Here is a 16,631-nt window from a genome sequence, read left to right as displayed (position 1 = left end):
CCCGCTGGAAGCTTCCCAGATCGAGCTGATAGTCGCCGCCTCCGAACACCAAGGCGCCAAGCCGACCGCCCGAGCCGGCGATAGCTTCGACGTTGGCAACCCCGGACGGCGTCTCAATCAGTCCCATGATACCCACCTTACGCTCGCGCGGCGCGGCCGCCTCAGCAGACGCGATCATGACCTCGACCGCGTGCACGTCGGCGGCGGATTCGCATTTCGGAAGCAAGATGTAATCGAGCCGCGCGCAGGCCTCGACCACGTCCAGGATGTCGCGGCAGCCCCAAGGGGTGCCGAAACCGTTGACGCGAACGGCGACGACGCGCCGGCCCCAATCGAGCTCGTTGATGGCCTTGATCGCATCACCCCTTGCCCCCTCCTTCAGCGGGGCGATCACCGCATCCTCCAGATCGATGAAGATCGCATCCGCTGGCGCTTGTGCGGCCTTCTCGAGAAAGCGCGGCGATGTAGCCGGCACGGCGAGAAGCGATCGAAAGGTCACCTTGGAGATCATGAGTATTTCATATCAGGGTTGTGGGCGCCGAGTTCGCTTACGGACTTGCGCGTGGCTCCGTTCGCGCGATGGCTCTTCGGCTCGATTCGCAGCAGTCGTGCGATCTCATGCGACGCGAGCACCGCTTGCTCCGGATCGATCCCCGTCGCAATCCCCATCTCATCCAGCATCGCGACCAGATCCTCAGTCGGAAAATTGCCGACTGAGCCGAGCTTGGTCGGCATTGCGATGCCGCCGCCGATCCCGCAGATCGCGCCCTCGAGCCATGCAACGCCGGCATCCAGCGCGGCGAGGATGTTGGCCGTCGCCATCCCCGCGAGATTATGGATGTGAAAACCAAAGGCCGAATCCGGAAACAGCTCGACGAGGCGGGAGAACAGGCGATTGACGTGCGCCGGATCCTCCATGCCGAGCGAGCCCGCGAGATAGAAACGACGCACGCCGCCGTCATGCAGGCGGCGGACCACGGCGATAACATTGTCTTCCGGAATCAATCCCTCATAAGCGCACCAGAATGCCATGCCGAGCGCCATGACGAAGGGGATTGATCGCGCTTCGGCGATCCGAAACGATTCGAGGTTCTGCGCGATCGCCTCGTCGATCGTCATATTCTGGTTCTTGCGCGTATAGGTCGCGCTGATGGTGATGAGGCCGAGCATCTCGTCGACCCGAACCTTGGTGCCGCGCTGGGCGCCGCGGGCGTTCGGCACCAGCGCACGGTACACCGTTCCCGGCCGCCGCTCGATACGCTCGAACACCTCCTCCGCATCGCGCAAATGCGGAACGGCCTTCGGATGGGCAAAGCTCGAGACTTCGATGACCGGCAGCCCAAGATCGGACAAGCGATCAATCATCGCGACCTTGGTGTCGGTGTCGATCCAGCCTGCGAAGCTCTGCAGCCCATCGCGCGGGCCGACTTCGGCGACAACCATCTTCTGGGGAAGACTGAGCGACATCGCGGCCTCACAAACCTTCGAAGGTGACGAAATCCTCCAGCGCCGCGCGCTCGGTCACAAGCGCGTTGATCGACGCCTCCGGATCGACGTGGCCGAGCGCCATCCCGCAGATGACGACCTCCTTCTCGGGAATGTTGAGGATCGGCCGGATGATCTTCTGGAAATCGGCGAATGCCGCTTGCGGGCAGGTGTGCAGTCCCCGACCGCGTGCTGCGATCATGAGCGTGCCGAGATAAATCCCGAGATCGAGCCAGCTCCCCATCTCCAGGTCTTCGTCGAGCGTGAAGATGATGCCGACGGGAGCGCCGAAGAATTCGTAATTGCGCATCCGCGCCTGCTGCGTGCCCTCGAAATCGCCTTTGGCGACGCCAAGCAGGCTGTACATGTCCCAGCCGATCTTGCGGCGGCGGGACAGGAACGGCTCGCGCCAGTTAACGGGGTAATAGTTCCATTCGCGCTGATACGGCCCGAAGCCGTCGCGCGCGACGGCATCGAAGATCGCTTTCGTCAACCGTTGCTTGACGTCCCCCGCGATCACCCGAACCCGCCATGGCTGGATGTTGCTGCCGCTGGCGCTGCGGCTCGCGAGCCTCAGCAGTTCCTCGACGGTGGAGCGCGCGACCGGCGTCGGCAGGAAAGCCCGCACGGATTGGCGCGAGTTAATGGCTTCATCGACAACGGAAGCGACGTTGGCGGACTCTGACTTTTCATGCATCGGTGAAGCTCAGCGCCTTCATGCTTTCCGGGATCTCTCCGAGAAACAGCCGCTTGACATCCTCATTGGCCAGCAAATCCTTAGCGCTGCCTTCACAGGCCACCTGGCCGAGGTGCATGACATAGCCGCGGTCGGAGATGCCGAGAGCGTGCGAAGCCTTCTGCTCGACCATCACCACGGTCATGCCCCCGTCGCGCAGCGACATGAGCCGCTCGAAGACGATATCGACAAATTTCGGCGATAGGCCAAGCGAGGGTTCGTCAAGCATGATGATCTCGGGGCTCGTCATCAGCGCCCGGCCGATTGCAAGCATCTGCTGCTCGCCGCCGCTCATGGTATCGGCCTGCTGCTTCATGCGTGGCTTGAGTGCAGGAAACAACTGCATCACGCGCTCGGTCGCCGCCTCGATCCTCGCGGGGTTGTTGCCGAGAATATGCGCGCCGATCATCAGATTGTCGCGCACCGTCATTTCCGGAACGACGATGCGGCCCTGCGGGACATAAGCAATGCCGCGATAGACCCGCCGGTCGGCAGGCTCTCGGGTAATGTCGGTGCCGTGCACCTTGATGTTGCCCTTCCAGGCTCGCAGCAGGCCAGCCGCGACTTTGACCACCGTCGACTTGCCGGCGCCGTTCGAGCCGACGATGGTCGTGATCACACCCTTCGGGAAAACCAGGCTCGCGCCGCGGATGACCGCGACGTCGCCATAGCCCGACGTGACGTTCCGAACCTCAAGTGGCGCAGGGATCACGGTCATGCGGACCTCAGCGCTTGTCCCAGGCGGGGATCGGCAATTTCGGCTCGGCGGTCTTGTACTCCTCCGGCCAGATCACCTCGCGTTTTCCGTTCTGGACCTGAACCACGAGGCCGCGTACGCCGATCTGCATATAGGTGGTCGGATCGACCTCATGCTTGCCCATCACCGTGCCTAGCTTCAAGGTGGTGAGAACCTCGCGAACCTTTTCGGTGTCGATCGAGCCCGCTTTCTTCACAGCGGCCTCAAGCACCGTGCCGGCGACGAACCCAAAGGCCGCGTAGTAGCCGGGGTCGACGCCGTATTTGTCGCGGTAGGTCTTGACGAACTCCTTGTTGCCTCCGCTCGGCAGCGACGGCTCGTAGAGCGACATGCCGAGCGCATATTCAGCGTCCTTCCCCGCGGAGGTGATGAAATCCTCCTGCGAGACGCCATTGGCGATGAAGAATTTTGGCATGTAGTTCATCGAGTGAAACTGGCGGACCGTTTCGATGGCCTCGCTTGGATAAAGCAATCCGATCCAAAGGTCGGGCTGTAGCTGCTGTCCCTTGGCGATCTGGGACGAGAAGTCGGCAGTGCCGGCCGGAAAATATTCGTCTATCACCACCTTGACGTCCTTGCCGCTCAGCGACTCCTTGATCGCCTTGCTGATGTCGCGTGCGGCGGCATAGTCGCGCGAGACCAGCGCTATCGACTTGACGTGATACTTCCCGCTTATCGGCACGATGCCGTCAGCATAGGAAGAGATCCGCGCGGCAGTCTGGAATACATATTTGAAACCGCGCTGCTGGATGGCTTCAGCCGCGCCGCCGCCATTGATCATGATAACCTTGTGCTTCTCCGCCACCGCCGACCCCGTGGCGGCGGTCGCCGATCCCAGCGAGGACATCACAAGGTTGACTTTGTCATTGGTGATCAATTTCTCATAGAGCCGCGCCGCAGTCGCCGGATCCGAGCGGTCGTCATAGACGACGAACTCGATCGGGCGGCCGGCCAGTCCGCCGCGAGCATTGGCCTGTTCGCGCCAGAGGTCGAGGCCCTTGAAATATGGCCCCGCGGAGTCCGCGAGATTGCCGGTCTGCGACAACGCCACACCGATCCGCACCGGCTCAGCCGCGTTGCCAAAGGCGGCTGGCGCAAGCGCGGCAACGGTTACGGCTGCCGCCAGAACGAACCTCCATATCATCTCTTTCCTCCCTGCAACTGTGCGCGGTTTTTTGTTCAGAAATAGGCCTGCAATACCCTGGCGTCGTTGCGGACGGTCGCGGTATCGCCGTGGGCGATCAACCGTCCCTCGGCCAGGACGTAGACGAGATCGCACTCGTTCAGGACGATGCGCATTTCATGATCGATGAAGAACACCGTGATGCCCTTGGCGCAAAGCGTCCTCAAATGTTCGACGATGCGGTTCTGCAGGCGCGGATTGACGCCGGCGAACGGCTCATCGAGCAGCATGACCTTGGGCTGCAGCATCAACGCCCGGGCGATCTCGACGAGCTTGCGTTGACCGTAGGAAAGCTCCGCTCCCCAGCGGTCGGCGATATCAGCGATCTCCAGGAATTCCAGCAGTTCCATTGCCAGCGCAATCGCTGCACGATCGTCACGGCCGCGCGCGACCGCCACGAGATTTTCCAGCACCGTCATTTCCGCGAACAGTCGGCTGATCTGGAAGGTGCGCGCAACGCCCAAGCCGCAAATCTCCGCCGCCGACGCCGAGGTGATGTTGCGCCCGTCGACCAGGACGCGACCGGTGTCGGGCCGTAACGTGCCGGCAATGATGTTGAACAGCGTCGATTTGCCGGAACCGTTGGGGCCGATCACGCCGGTGATCGAACCCCGCGTCACGTCAATGTCCACGGAATCGAGCGCGATCCGGCCCGCGAAGCGCTTCGAGACCTTCTCGACGGCAACGATTGTGTCGCTCATGACAGTGCCTCGCCATGGCGTGCGGCAAGCCGGCGAAACAGCGGCCGGCTCACAGTGACCCAGCCGGTCTTCATGCCGAGGCTGACGATGCCGCGCGGCATGAAAAGCACCGCAAGCAAGATGATCACGCCGACCGAGGCCAGGTAGATCTGAGGATAGTTGGCCCACAGCAATTCGTTGACCACGGAGAGCACGACCGCACCGCAGAGCGGCCCGAGCACCGTACCCATGCCACCGAGCAGCACCATCGCGATGGTGGTGAGCTCGATATTGGGGGCGAAAGCGGTGGGCGGATCGATGAAGCCGAGATAGACCGCATAGAGCGAGCCCATCGCAGCCGGCGCGATCGCTGACGCCACGAACGTGCCGATCTTCAGTCGCGTGGTTGGAATGCCCAACGACTCCGCGGCATCCTCGTCCTCGCGGATCGCCAGCAGCTTGAGGCCGAGCCGGGAGTTGTCGAGCTTCCAGGTCAGGAACAGCATGACCCCGGCCACTGCCGCCACGACATAGTAGACCGGACGGAGATCGCTGACCGGCTTCAGATAGATGCCGGTGCCGCCGCCGGTAACGGAGTCGAAGCCGAGCGCAAAGGCTTCCAATACCCGCGTCAGGCCAAACATGCCGATGGCGAAAAACGGTCCCTTCAAGCGCAGCATGGCGCCGCCGAGCGGGATCGCGGTTAAAGCTCCCGCAAGGCCCGCGATGATGGCGGCGAAATACCAGGGCACGCCCAAGTGAAAGTTCAGGAGCGACCCGACATATGCACCAATGCCGAAGAAGCCCACCTGTCCGAAATGGGTATAGCCGGCATATCCGCCGATCCAATTCCAGGAGTAGGCCAGCACCAGGAAGATCAGGAGCTGGATGGAAAAGGAGACGGTATAGTCGGAGCCGATGAAAGGCAGAACGAGTGCGGCGACGCCGGCCACACCCGCGACGCCGAGGGAATTGACCTTCTTCATACGGTTCATACGCGCATTCCCGCACCAAGCAGTCCGCGCGGGCGAACCAGGAGCACAGCCAGCATCAACAGGAACAGGAAGGCTGAGCCGATCACCGCGCCGGCAAGATAGCTCCCGACAACCTCGATCACACCAAGCAGCAGCGCGGCGGCAATGGCGCCTGGATAGCTACCCATGCCGCCGACGATGATGACCGCGAAGGCCTTGACGATGAAACGCGAGCCAAGCTGCGGATCGACCGCAAACGCAGGCGCGACGAGAACGCCGGCAAAGCCGGCCATCGCCGTGCCCAACGCGAAGGTCATAAGGCGAATCCGCTCGATGGCGATGCCGGAAATGCTCGCGAGCTCCGGCGCACGCGACACCGACCGCACCGCGCGACCGAAGCGGGTGAACTCGAGCAACCACCATACGGCAAGGCTGACACCAATCGCGCAGGCGAACGACACCAGCCGCGAGATCGATACGTTGACGCCGAGGACGCGCAGCGATCCGCTGAGCACGCCGGGCAGACCGCTGTAGCCGCCGCCCCAGATCAGGATCGCCACGTTGACCAGTATCGTCGACAGCGCGTAGGTCGCAAGCAGCGACATGATCATCGGCGCCCCCTCAATGCGCCGCAGGATCAGAAGATGAATGAGGACGCCGAACACCGCGCAACCGAGCGGGACCACTAGGATGGCGACCCAGAACGGCAGCTTGAAACCGACGGCGATCGAGACAGTGGACAGCGCGGCGATCGCAAGAATGTCGCCATCCGCGAAGTTGATCACCCGCATCACGCCGAAGATCAGATTGAGCCCGCACGCCATCAAGGCGTAGACGCCGCCGAGCAAAATCCCGCCGATCAAAAGATCCGCTACCGGCATGGAAGAACCACCACGGGCAGCGACAAAGCGCGGCGCGATGCATTGAACGATTCAGGATGGCCGGATTGCATGCGCGACATAATTCCTCCCCGATCAATATCCCAATTTTGTCCTGACAACTACTTGGTACTTTACTTGTCGTCAAGGCTGCGCTTATAGATCAATTTGCAAGAAGCGGATAATTTGTCCGTACAACTTTGGAGGATTCGCCCGATGACGCAGGCGCTTGGCAGCTACACGCCGATGGGCGCGGACGAAGAAAGCCAGATCCTGGACACGATCGAGCGCTGGGTCGGGCGCGAGCTCAAGCCGATCGTGCGCGAGTACGATCACGCCGATCGCTATCCGCATCAGGTCGTCGAGCAGATGAAGGAGCTTGGCCTGTTCGGGGCGGTCATCGCGCCGGAATATGGCGGCCTCGGTTTGTCGGCATCAACCTATGCCAAGATCGTCATGAGCATCTCGTCCGTATGGATGTCGATCACGGGCATCATCAATTCGCACCTGATGCTCGCTCTGGCGATCCAGAAATTCGGCACTTCGCAGCAGAAGTCGCGGTGGCTGCCGAAGCTCGCCTCGGGCGAGATTCGTGGCGGGCTGGCGCTGACCGAACCGGATGCCGGCACCGACCTGCAGGGCATCCGGATGAACGCCAGGCGCGACGGCGACCATTACGTCATCAACGGCACCAAGACCTGGATCACCAACGGCGCCGAAGGCTCGTGCTTCGCAATGCTGGTCAAGACCAACCCCAACGCCCAGCCGCGCTATAACGGCATGAGCCTGTTCATTGCGCCGAAGCAGGAAGGCTTCACGGTCGGCCGCAAGCTGCCGAAGCTCGGCTACAAGTCGATCGACACCGCAGAATTGATTTTCGAGAATTATCGCCTGCCCGCCGATCACCTGATCGGCGGGGTCGAAGGCCAGGGCTTCTTTCAGGCCACCGGAGGACTGGAACTGGGCCGTATCAACGTCGCTTCGCGGGGTGTCGGCATCGCGGAAGGCGCGCTGAAACTCGCGGCCGAATACGCCCAGATCCGCAAGACCTTCGGCAAGCCGATCTGCGAGCATCAGGCCATTCAGCTCAAGCTCGGCGAAATGGCGACCCGCGCGCGTGCCGCGCGGCTGCTCACGCTCGACGCCGCCCAGGCATTCGACCGCGGCGAACGCTGCGACATGGAGGCGGGCATGGCCAAGTATTTCGCAAGCGAAGCCGCGCTCGAGAACGCGATCGAAGGCATGCGCATCCATGGCGCCTATGGCTATTCGCGAGAATTCGACATCGAGCGCCTGTATCGCGACGCGCCGCTAACCTGCATCGGCGAAGGCACCAACGAAATGCAGCGCATCATCATCTCCAAGCAGCTCATCAAGAGGAACCCCGCGCTATGAAGCCACTCCAGGGTGTGCGCATCGTCTCGGTAGAACAGTTCGGCGCGGGTCCCTACGCCACCATGCTGCTCGCCGATCTCGGCGCCGAAGTCATCAAGATCGAGAACGCGGCGATCGGCGGCGACCCGTCGCGGAAGACCGGCCCGTTCATGCTGGGCACCAATGACAGCGAGTACTTCCAGGCCTTCAATATCAACAAGAAGAGTGTCGCCATCGACCTGCGCAGCGAAGAAGGAAGGGCGGCGCTGAGGGAATTGGCGGCGGGCGCGGACGCCCTTCTCAACAACTTGAGGGGCGACCTGCCCTCGAAGCTCGGCCTCAACTACAGCTCACTGGCGGCGGTCAACCCAAGCATCGTGTGCGTCCATCTTTCGGCCTACGGGCGGGACAACGATCGCGCGTCATGGCCAGGCTATGATTACCTGATGCAGGCGGAAGCGGGCCTCATGCATCTGACCGGCGAGCCTGACGGCCCGCCGTCGCGCCTCGGGGCGCCTTCGATCATCGATCAGACCACCGGACTGACCGCAGCCGTGGGGCTCCTCTCCGCGGTCATTCAGGCGCGCAGCTCCGGCAAGGGCTGCGATGTGGACACCTGCCTGCTCGACGTCGCGCTGCACCAGCTCGGCTATGTCGCGACCTGGTATCTTAACGAGAGCCACATTTCCTCGCGGCAACCGCGCAGCGCCCACTATTCCGTCGCCCCGGTCCAGACCTTTCCAACCTCGGACGGCTGGCTGTTCATCATGTGCATGACCGACAAGTTCTGGGGAGAGCTGATCAAGGCGATCGAAAGGAAGGATCTTGCCTCCGATCCACGCTTCGCTACCCAGGCCTTGCGTCAGGCCAATCGCGATGAGCTGACCTCCATCATCGATGCCGATATGCGCCGGCATTCGACATCCTACTGGCTTGGCAAGCTCAATGGCGTGCTGCCCGTCGCCCCCGTGCTCGATCTGGCGCAGGCGCTCGACAATCCCTTCCTGCAGACCTCGGGAATGATCAATGCCATCTCGCACCCGGCGAAGCCGAACATGCGGGTGCTTGCGAACCCGATCAAGATCAATGGGCAGCGCCCGAGCCAGGCGGCTTGCTCGCCATACGGGGCCGACAATCCGACCTATGTCGGCAAGGCGCGCTCGACTGCGCCGGTTCGTTCTCCATGAAGCTCGAAGGTATCCGCGTCATCGACCTCTCGGTGTTTCTGCCGGGCCCGTATCTTACCCTGGCAATGGCCGACCATGGCGCTGAGGTCATCAAGATCGAAGCCCCCGGCGAGGGAGATCCCGGCCGGCACATCGGGCTTTCCGACGGGCCGAGCACGGTCTTCTTTCGCAATCTCAATCGCGGCAAGAACAGCGTCGTGCTCGACCTGAAGGATCGCGCTCAACGCGACGCCCTGCTCTCGCTTTGCGAGGCGGCCGACGTTTTCGTCGAGTCATTCCGGCCCGGGACAGTGGACCGCCTCGGCGTCGGCTACGAGGCTGTGCGAGCGTACAATCCACGCATTGTCTATTGCTCGATCAGCGCATTCGGGCAGGATGGCGATCTGCGCGGCCGGCCGGCGCACGATCTTGCCCTGGAAGCTGAAAGCGGTCTGCTCAGCATGACGCTGGGAAACGACGGAAAGCCGGCGATGCCCGGCATTCCCGCCGCCGACGTTCTCGCCGGACTTCAGGGATTGTCCGGCGTCCTGATGGCTCTGCTGCGTCGCGAACAGACGGGAGTCGGCGACTACATCGACATCAGCATGCACGAGGTCATGGTCGGCGGGATGTTGAATATCCTGGGGCCTGCATTTGCGGAAAACCGCCAACCGATTCCGGCGCACGAACGCACGACCGGCGGCGCCGCCTTCTATCGCCCCTATGAAACGCTTGATGGCCGCTATCTCGTCCTCGCCGGGCAGGAGCCCAAATTCATTCACAACCTGCTCGGCGCGTTCGGTCGGCCGGATCTGGCCGAACCGTGCCTGCAGGGTCCGGGGCCACATCAAGAGCCTGTCATGGACTTCCTCACCGCTGAATTCCGCAAGAAGACGCTGCCGGAATGGAACGCGTATCTTGCGACGATCGATGTCTGCTATGGCCGTGTCAACACCCTGCCTGAAGCTTTGGCGCACCCGAACCTGATCGCACGCGGGATGATCCGGCGCGATGAGCTGAACCGACGTCATATCGGTCCCCCCATCCGCTTCCGTCACGAGCCCGCCCAGCCCAATCTGCATGAACCTGGGTTGGGTGAGCACACGGCCGCATTCCTCAACGACATCCCAGCTTCGGAGTGACAGCATGCAAAGCTACGATCAGACCGGCCCCCAGCGCTACCGCGAAAGCTTTGGACGGTACTATGACGAATTCAACGTTGGCGATGTCTATGAGCACCGGCCCGGCCGCACCATTACCGAAAGCGACAACACCTGGTTCACCCTGATCACGATGAACACCCATCCCCTGCATTTCGACAAGGAATATGCCGCCAAGTCGGAGTTCAAGCGGCCGCTGGTCAATAGTTGCCTGACCCTGTCGATGGTGGTCGGCATGAGCGTCAGCGACATCAGCCAGAAAGCTGTCGGCAATCTCGGCTGGAACGACATCAAGCTGACGGCCCCCGTATTCGTCGGGGATACGATCTACGCAGAATCGGAGGTGCTCGCGAAGCGAGAATCGACCTCGCGGCCCGGACAAGGACTTGTCACGGTCCGCACAATCGGCAAAAAGGCTGACGGGACACAGTTCATCAGCTTCGAGCGCACCGCGCTGATCGCCAAGAGAGGTTATGGGATCGAAGATTGACACGAAGGCACGTCGCAGCGGCACGCCGAAAGGCAGGCCGCCGAGCCGTGCGCCGGCCAACGTCAAGTCCGACGAACCACTCTATCTCCAGGTTGTCCGTGCCTTGAAGGACGAGATCGTAAGCGGTGTCTATCCTGTGGGATCGCAGCTTCCGACCGAAGAGGAGCTGTGCGAACGATTCGCGGTCAGCCGCTACACGGTGCGGGAAGCCCTGAGACGACTGCGCGAGGACAATCTGGTCTCCTCGCGTCAAGGCGCTGGCACGACGGTCGTCCCTCCCCGACCCGCCGATTCCTTTGTCCACGAGGTCATGTCGATCAACGACCTCGTGGCCTTCGCGACCGGCGTGCGCTTCGCGATCGACACGATCGAAATGATCGAGATCGACGACAAGCTCGCCGCGCGGACCGGAATCGCAAGCGGCGAACATTGGCTTTCGGTGCGCGGCTTCCGCCACACCGAGGGCAGCGAACTTCCCGTATGCTGGACCGAGGTCTATATCAACAGAGAGTTTGCCGCGGTCGGCCGGCTATTGCAGCGCCACAGAGGGCCGATCTTCCATTTGATCGAGGATCTGTTCGGCCAAAGCATCGTCGAAGTTCACCAGGAGATCGCCGCGGCTTTGATTTCGCCCGCCCTGGCGAGCGGACTGAAAGTGAAAGCCGGAACGACGGCGCTCGAAGTGCAGCGTACCTACAAGTTGGCGACGGGAAAGATCGCGCAGGTCGCCATCAATACGCACCCGGCCTCGCGGTTCCGCCACTCGATGACGATGCGGCGCGTGAGGGGATGATTTGCGGCCAGATCTGCAACCTCAGAACGATCTTGGTGAGTCCCTAACCACGCCGCGGCGCGACCATCAGGGCCCGAACAAGAGCTCGCCGGTCGCCAGGTCTCGCCTCCACGCGCCACGAAAGACTTCACCGGAATTGCTGGATTCGAAGCGGCCCACGATGTAGGGACGCCAGTTGATCATGTAAGCCTGGAATCTCGGATCGTTCCGGGGAAAGGCTTGGTCGCAAGATGTGCCACGGCTATCAACGACGAATGTCTGCCCCTCCTGCACGCCTTTGATGGCTTCAATCACGCGTACTCTGATCAGAGGCGTCGATCTCCAGTCGTCGCCGTTGACCCATGGTGGCCTCAAGAGCTGAATCGGCTCGACGCGCGCGATGACCGGCTCGTCCCGGGCCCCCGCTGGCAGCGAGTCCAACAGGGTGCTCGTATGCCACTGCACGTGACGGCAGGCATCATGCTCATCCTGGATGCTCTTTTGAGTCCCACGCGACCTTTTTGTGTGTCGCACCGGCTGCGGAATCATTGAGATTTTCGGTTTCCGGACGCTCCGGGACACGAAGTTTCGACAGAAACGTAATCGATACTGCAAGTATAAACAACTTATGGTAGTCTTATGCTACATGAGAACTCGCACTGGCTGGATTCGAGTACGGCATAGCACCAAGAATTGGGAGCCCCGCGATCATGGCTGAACCGTTAAGGCCTCTACTTGAAGCGCTATCCGCGGAGCCAGGGACGAAGAACTTTTCCGGTGAAATTCGCTCCGCCGAGGACCTTTTGAGTTCAGAAGCGCTGGCGAAGCTGGAAGCGCGTCATGCTGGCATTTTCGCGATCGTTTTGGTCGACGAGAAGATCGATGTCTCGGTATTTCAATACTTGAAGAGCGATTCCATCGCCAACGACACCGGACCAAATGTCTTCGCCCTTTACGAAGGGGCACCTAAGTCCCGAGTCGTTCGCGACGTCAAGATCGATGGACTAGGAGCAATTCGGACCGAGAGCCCGGTTGTTGCTTTCGCACGAAGCCTTTTTCCCAACAATCAAATCATCTTTCCCGGTGTGGTGATTGCTGAGCGCCTTACAGGCAAGGAGGCCGTGTTCGTCCCGCTCAATTCCGGGGTACAGTCTGATGTGACCGACCGTCTCAGAAAACTCTGGGGCCTCATCAGTGACTCCTGGAAAGCCCGCACCAAGGACAAGGCATTTACTCAGGCGTTAGGCGAACTCCTGGCCCTAAGGGGCATCCCCTATTCTCGAAGCGAAGGCATTTCGGTTCGGGAGCATCTCACGATCCTCCTTCGGGCGCTCTGGGACATACGCCGGGACCTGCTTGCATTGATTCCGGTTGTCGGAAAGGCATTCGGGAAGAAAGCGAAGGAGTAAGCGATGGTGCAACTTCGCGGCTCGCCCATCCTGCACATAGCCCAGAGCCTCTTTGGGCAAATGAGAGCTTTCGGAATCCTCGCCAATCACTCCACAAGAGCATCTGAGGTTCTCAATTCGGCAATCCTTCCGCGACTGGCATTCCTCAAGATGCTGCTGGCAGCGCTGGACCACATTGATCCGGAAGCATCGCGCGAGCCGATCGCTTCAGGTGATCCCATCATCTATAATACTTTGGACTGGCCGCCGACTGCCCCACCCGCTGGCGTGTTTGAACCGTCGGGAAACGTTCCGCTCGAACGGCACCTGAACTCGTGGTACCTGAGCTGGAATCTTCAATTGGGAGAAAGTCCGCAATCGGCGATGATTCTGAAGGTTGTCAGAGCCGCCCTGTGGCTCATGAAGAGCCCAAGCGGAATCGATGCGGCAATTCAATACGTCATCGATCTTCAGGTCAAAGGCGTGATCGTCGACCGGCTGGTGGCCATACAGGCGATGATTTGGTTACTCAGGGCTCGCCGCTGCGTTCACGATGACTCCGACCTGGCTGACTTCTTCCTCGAGCACGCGCCGTCGAGTGCGTCGGAATGGACGCGCGCGCAGTTCAAGGAATTCAATCTCGACAAACCGGCGGTTCGACCCGAGTTGACCGACGATCTTTCGCTGCTTCTCGACCGAGCGGAAAGTGAAATTGACCAAGTGTTGAGTGCCGATTCCTACGATGCGTGGTTGCTCGGGCAAATGGCCCTTCATCCAATGCTCAGCACCGTCGTTTCGGTCTTTCACGAATTCCAGGTTCAGGACGAATTGCAGTTCGTTACGAAATTGACGCGTCTTGAAGAGATCAGGGCCGACGCAGGCGGATTCGGAAGGCTCTTTCGAATATGGAGTGGCCAATTCCTCACGTTCAAATATACGTCAGATTTCACGATGTGCGCGACCGCTTGCTGCCTTTTGAGTGGCAAGACGGCGGATTGGAAAGACCGCATGCTCGATGAACGGGCACTGGTACCTACATGCCTGCAGCATCTCGTCACGGAATTCGGAATCAGAGAGCATCCCTTGCCGGATGGATGGGCGCGGATTTCAGAAACTCTGGCTCCCATTGCTGGGCCAACGCTGCTTCACGACGACGCTTATATGTTTAGCCGGGTCGAACTATTTCAGCCGGACGAGATCGAAAACGCTCCCAGTCTTGCAGAGTTCCTGGAATCTATCGGCTCTTCCAGAGATCTCGCGATGAAGAACGCGGTGATCCAGTTGCTCTGCAAGCAAGCTCCGTCGCGGAATGGGCAGATCACTTTCTCCGAAAGTTCGTCGGAAGAGATCGGCGATATTGAGCGTTTGGAGGCGATCTCTGCTCAGTACAATCAAAAGTATGCACAAATAGGATCTGAGGATATGTCACGGGAGGCGGTCGATTTATTTCGAGCCGTCGGCAAATTTGATCCAGACGAAGCCGAGTCTGCCCTGCGCGGTTTGTATCGCAGCATTTGCGCTGACGAGATCGACGACTTCATCAATCGGGCCTTCGAACAAGGCAAGGCTGGTTCGGCACGCGAGTGCTTCGACAGATTGTGCTATCTATACCCTTACTTTCATTCCGGACAGGCAGAACGCGCCGTCCGCTTGGACGAAGATGGCCAAACTCATGCCGCCCTGAATTGCATGTTGAGGGCGATCATCCTCGAGCCACGGGAGGCCACGCGCTGGCACTCGCTCGGTGTTATCTTGAAAAAACTAGGAAGAAACGACGATGCAATACTAGCCTACGGTCTGGCTAAAATCGTTCACGACGAGGAAGCGAAGTCCACCCAGCGCTGAACCGCCCCCGAGCGCCACAGCGAATACCGGCCCCTCTCTCGACGTGCGCCACAATGCTTGGCGCAGCCTCTTGTCCACGGTGGACGTTCGGCATCGTGTTCCGCGCCTCAGGTCCATCTCCGGAGCCGTCGCCGCTCGTCGTCCGTCTTCTTCCGCAGATATTCGAATCCTTGGTTCACTCACAGACGTCAGGTGTTTTGGAAAAGCACAGACTTTGCTGCGTAGCCGCGAGAAACAGGGCACCGGCGCGCCGGTTGCACATTGCGGGCCTTGTCGGCTGCCTTCGCGCGCCAACTGCGCTAGAGTGCGGGAGCTGGCCTGATCGTCAGGAGCCCGCATGTCTATGGCAATCTCAACACTCGGCGGCGTCGGCCTCTTCCTGCTGGGCATGACCGTGATGACGGACGGCCTGAAGGCGCTGGCCGGGTCCGCCCTGCGCACGGTGCTAGCCAAGGCGGCGGCGACGCCGCTGCACGGCTCCTTCTGGGGCGCTATCATCACGCTTCTGGTGCAGTCCTCCAGCGCAACGACCATGACGACGATCGGTCTCGTCAGCGCGGGCCTGCTGACGTTCCAGCAAGGGTTGGGCCTCGTCTTCGGGGCGAATGTCGGCACCACGGGGACCGGCTGGCTGGTCGCGCTCATCGGCGTCCGCGTCTCGCTCACCGCCGCGGCACTGCCGATGATCTTTGTTGGCGCGTTGACCAAGCTTCTGGCTCGCGGGCGAATATCCGGGATGGGCGCCGCTTTGGCCGGGTTCGGGCTTGTGCTTTTTGGGTTGACGACCCTGCAGCAGGGCATGGGCGGGCTGGCCGAACGGTTGCACCCGGCGGACCTGCCTACCGTTCTCGCCAGTCCCGAAGCCGGGTGGTGGTCGGGCCTGTTCGGCGTGCTGGTGCTGGTCGTGGTCGGGCTGGTGATGACCGCGCTGATGCAGTCGTCAACGGCCGCCGTCGCGGTCACGTTGTCCGCCTACTTCGCCGGTGCGGTCGGACTGGACCAGGCCTGTGCGCTGATCATCGGCCAGAACATCGGAACAGCGACGAGTTCCGGCCTGGCCGCGATTGGCGCAAGCACCACGGCCAAGCGGCTGGCCATCGCTTATGTCCTTTTCAAGCTTATCGCCGCCGTTATCGCGCTGGTGCTTTTCCCCGTCGTCATCCCTCTGCTCGTGCGTGCCTCGAGCACCGTCGATGGCGTCACGTTGCTGGCCGGGTATCACACGGCGTATAATGTTGTCGGCGTGGTGGTGCTGCTGCCGTTTGTCAACTGGTTCACGCGACTGGTCGAGCGTATTCTGCCCGAGCGTGGCTCGCCGCTCACGCGGTGCCTCGATCCTTCCGCGCTTGCGAGCCCGATCGTGGCCGTGGAAGCGGTGCGGCGAACGATCGCGCGCGCGCTCGCAACGGTATGCGCTTCGATCGAGGCGGCGCTGGCCGGCCGCGCTGAACCGATCCGTCTGGGGAAGGACGCCGCATCGGTGCAGGATGCGGCCGATGCCTTGCGCCAGGCACAAATATTCCTGTCGGATGTGACCGGACCGCCTGAGACCGACGACGAGCAACAGCGTCTCACGAGCACACTGCACGCACTCGACCACGCATCTCGACTGACGGAAATGGCGAATAACGGAATCAATTTCGGCTCGGTGGGTGGCGGACCGGAGGACATCCGCGCCGCAGAGCTATGCGCAGAAGCGATGCGAGGCGCGGCCGCGATCGCGCGCGGCGTGGCGGCGCCCCG

17 protein-coding genes are annotated in these 16,631 nt (G+C 61.4%); 8 read left to right on the top strand and 9 right to left on the bottom strand.

Annotated elements, in window-relative coordinates; all coding sequences use genetic code 11:
• The 8 genes from CWO89_RS26660 to CWO89_RS26625 form a co-directional block, all read right to left on the bottom strand.
• On the bottom strand, nucleotides 1-511 hold a 511-nt coding region (locus tag CWO89_RS26660), incomplete at its 3' end, for an HpcH/HpaI aldolase/citrate lyase family protein (RefSeq protein ID WP_245476597.1).
• Nucleotides 508-1,467 (bottom strand): hydroxymethylglutaryl-CoA lyase, encoded by a 960-nt coding sequence (locus CWO89_RS26655; RefSeq protein WP_130581613.1) that lies wholly within the window; start codon nucleotides 1,465-1,467, stop codon nucleotides 508-510. The genes CWO89_RS26655 and CWO89_RS26660, both read right to left, overlap by 4 nt.
• Nucleotides 1,468-1,474: 7 nt before the next feature.
• Entirely contained in the window at nucleotides 1,475-2,182 is a 708-nt protein-coding gene (locus CWO89_RS26650; RefSeq protein ID WP_130581612.1) for a nitroreductase, read from the bottom strand.
• Nucleotides 2,175-2,939: an ABC transporter ATP-binding protein gene (locus tag CWO89_RS26645; protein ID WP_130581611.1), complete on the bottom strand. Its 765-nt coding sequence runs from the start codon at nucleotides 2,937-2,939 to the stop codon at nucleotides 2,175-2,177. The genes CWO89_RS26650 and CWO89_RS26645 overlap by 8 nt, the downstream gene beginning before the upstream one ends.
• Nucleotides 2,940-2,946: 7 nt before the next feature.
• Nucleotides 2,947-4,122: an amino acid ABC transporter substrate-binding protein gene (locus CWO89_RS26640; RefSeq protein WP_130581610.1), complete on the bottom strand. Its 1,176-nt coding sequence runs from the start codon at nucleotides 4,120-4,122 to the stop codon at nucleotides 2,947-2,949.
• 35 nt (nucleotides 4,123-4,157) lie between these two features.
• Nucleotides 4,158-4,862, bottom strand: a complete 705-nt coding sequence (locus tag CWO89_RS26635; protein WP_130581609.1) for an ABC transporter ATP-binding protein — start codon at nucleotides 4,860-4,862, stop codon at nucleotides 4,158-4,160.
• Nucleotides 4,859-5,836 carry a branched-chain amino acid ABC transporter permease gene (locus CWO89_RS26630; RefSeq protein ID WP_130581608.1) on the bottom strand — a complete coding sequence of 326 codons (978 nt, stop codon included), beginning with the start codon at nucleotides 5,834-5,836 and terminating at the stop codon, nucleotides 4,859-4,861. Before CWO89_RS26630 ends, CWO89_RS26635 begins: the two co-directional genes overlap by 4 nt.
• Nucleotides 5,833-6,696, bottom strand: a complete 864-nt coding sequence (locus tag CWO89_RS26625; RefSeq protein ID WP_130581607.1) for a branched-chain amino acid ABC transporter permease — start codon at nucleotides 6,694-6,696, stop codon at nucleotides 5,833-5,835. The genes CWO89_RS26630 and CWO89_RS26625 overlap by 4 nt, the downstream gene beginning before the upstream one ends.
• A gap of 213 nt (nucleotides 6,697-6,909) precedes the next feature.
• Here CWO89_RS26625 and CWO89_RS26620 point away from each other — a divergent pair, with 213 nt between their 5' ends.
• Genes CWO89_RS26620 through CWO89_RS26600 form a run of 5 tightly spaced genes read left to right on the top strand, consistent with a single transcriptional unit; the run spans nucleotide 6,910 to nucleotide 11,676 of the window.
• Nucleotides 6,910-8,088: an acyl-CoA dehydrogenase family protein gene (locus CWO89_RS26620; RefSeq protein ID WP_207234579.1), complete on the top strand. Its 1,179-nt coding sequence runs from the start codon at nucleotides 6,910-6,912 to the stop codon at nucleotides 8,086-8,088.
• The gene (locus CWO89_RS26615; protein WP_130581606.1) at nucleotides 8,085-9,254 is read left to right on the top strand and encodes a CaiB/BaiF CoA transferase family protein; all 1,170 of its coding nucleotides are present in this window, start codon (nucleotides 8,085-8,087) and stop codon (nucleotides 9,252-9,254) included. Before CWO89_RS26620 ends, CWO89_RS26615 begins: the two co-directional genes overlap by 4 nt.
• Nucleotides 9,251-10,375 (top strand): CaiB/BaiF CoA transferase family protein, encoded by a 1,125-nt coding sequence (locus tag CWO89_RS26610; protein WP_130581605.1) that lies wholly within the window; start codon nucleotides 9,251-9,253, stop codon nucleotides 10,373-10,375. The genes CWO89_RS26615 and CWO89_RS26610 overlap by 4 nt, the downstream gene beginning before the upstream one ends.
• 4 nt (nucleotides 10,376-10,379) lie before the next feature.
• Nucleotides 10,380-10,883, top strand: coding sequence for a MaoC family dehydratase (locus CWO89_RS26605; protein ID WP_130581604.1), 504 nt, complete (start codon nucleotides 10,380-10,382; stop codon nucleotides 10,881-10,883).
• Nucleotides 10,867-11,676, top strand: a complete 810-nt coding sequence (locus CWO89_RS26600) for a GntR family transcriptional regulator (RefSeq protein ID WP_130581603.1) — start codon at nucleotides 10,867-10,869, stop codon at nucleotides 11,674-11,676. Before CWO89_RS26605 ends, CWO89_RS26600 begins: the two co-directional genes overlap by 17 nt.
• A 66-nt stretch (nucleotides 11,677-11,742) precedes the next feature.
• Here the strand turns inward: CWO89_RS26600 and CWO89_RS26595 are convergent, their stop codons facing one another.
• Nucleotides 11,743-12,096 carry a hypothetical protein gene (locus tag CWO89_RS26595; protein ID WP_130581602.1) on the bottom strand — a complete coding sequence of 118 codons (354 nt, stop codon included), beginning with the start codon at nucleotides 12,094-12,096 and terminating at the stop codon, nucleotides 11,743-11,745.
• A gap of 269 nt (nucleotides 12,097-12,365) precedes the next feature.
• Here CWO89_RS26595 and CWO89_RS26590 point away from each other — a divergent pair, with 269 nt between their 5' ends.
• The 3 genes from CWO89_RS26590 to CWO89_RS26580 all read left to right on the top strand — a co-directional run.
• A complete protein-coding gene (locus CWO89_RS26590; protein WP_130581601.1) occupies nucleotides 12,366-13,064 on the top strand; it encodes a hypothetical protein in 699 nt (232 codons plus the stop codon).
• Between the two features lie 3 nt (nucleotides 13,065-13,067).
• Nucleotides 13,068-14,888, top strand: a complete 1,821-nt coding sequence (locus CWO89_RS26585) for a tetratricopeptide repeat protein (RefSeq protein WP_130581600.1) — start codon at nucleotides 13,068-13,070, stop codon at nucleotides 14,886-14,888.
• Between the two features lie 337 nt (nucleotides 14,889-15,225).
• Nucleotides 15,226-16,631, top strand: a 1,406-nt coding sequence (locus tag CWO89_RS26580) for a Na/Pi cotransporter family protein (RefSeq protein WP_130581599.1), incomplete at its 3' end; no start/stop codon positions are given.

Source organism: Bradyrhizobium sp. Leo170 (genome assembly GCF_004296405.1).
In the GTDB taxonomy this organism is placed as follows: domain Bacteria; phylum Pseudomonadota; class Alphaproteobacteria; order Rhizobiales; family Xanthobacteraceae; genus Bradyrhizobium.
Note: the sequence above shows the minus strand (reverse complement) of the source record. Positions and strands in the feature narration are given on the sequence as shown.

What these genes read in the sequence shown, in the direction of transcription:
- CWO89_RS26655 (WP_130581613.1), bottom strand. Translation starts at nt 1,467, where the DNA reads ATGTCGCTCAGTCTTCCCCAGAAGATGGTTGTCGCCGAAGTCGGCCCG.
- CWO89_RS26650 (WP_130581612.1), bottom strand. Translation starts at nt 2,182, where the DNA reads ATGCATGAAAAGTCAGAGTCCGCCAACGTCGCTTCCGTTGTCGATGAA.
- CWO89_RS26645 (WP_130581611.1), bottom strand. Translation starts at nt 2,939, where the DNA reads ATGACCGTGATCCCTGCGCCACTTGAGGTTCGGAACGTCACGTCGGGC.
- CWO89_RS26640 (WP_130581610.1), bottom strand. Translation starts at nt 4,122, where the DNA reads ATGATATGGAGGTTCGTTCTGGCGGCAGCCGTAACCGTTGCCGCGCTT.
- CWO89_RS26635 (WP_130581609.1), bottom strand. Translation starts at nt 4,862, where the DNA reads ATGAGCGACACAATCGTTGCCGTCGAGAAGGTCTCGAAGCGCTTCGCG.
- CWO89_RS26630 (WP_130581608.1), bottom strand. Translation starts at nt 5,836, where the DNA reads ATGAACCGTATGAAGAAGGTCAATTCCCTCGGCGTCGCGGGTGTGGCC.
- CWO89_RS26625 (WP_130581607.1), bottom strand. Translation starts at nt 6,696, where the DNA reads ATGCCGGTAGCGGATCTTTTGATCGGCGGGATTTTGCTCGGCGGCGTC.
- CWO89_RS26620 (WP_207234579.1), top strand. Translation starts at nt 6,910, where the DNA reads ATGACGCAGGCGCTTGGCAGCTACACGCCGATGGGCGCGGACGAAGAA.
- CWO89_RS26615 (WP_130581606.1), top strand. Translation starts at nt 8,085, where the DNA reads ATGAAGCCACTCCAGGGTGTGCGCATCGTCTCGGTAGAACAGTTCGGC.
- CWO89_RS26610 (WP_130581605.1), top strand. Translation starts at nt 9,251, where the DNA reads ATGAAGCTCGAAGGTATCCGCGTCATCGACCTCTCGGTGTTTCTGCCG.
- CWO89_RS26605 (WP_130581604.1), top strand. Translation starts at nt 10,380, where the DNA reads ATGCAAAGCTACGATCAGACCGGCCCCCAGCGCTACCGCGAAAGCTTT.
- CWO89_RS26600 (WP_130581603.1), top strand. Translation starts at nt 10,867, where the DNA reads ATGGGATCGAAGATTGACACGAAGGCACGTCGCAGCGGCACGCCGAAA.
- CWO89_RS26590 (WP_130581601.1), top strand. Translation starts at nt 12,366, where the DNA reads ATGGCTGAACCGTTAAGGCCTCTACTTGAAGCGCTATCCGCGGAGCCA.
- CWO89_RS26585 (WP_130581600.1), top strand. Translation starts at nt 13,068, where the DNA reads ATGGTGCAACTTCGCGGCTCGCCCATCCTGCACATAGCCCAGAGCCTC.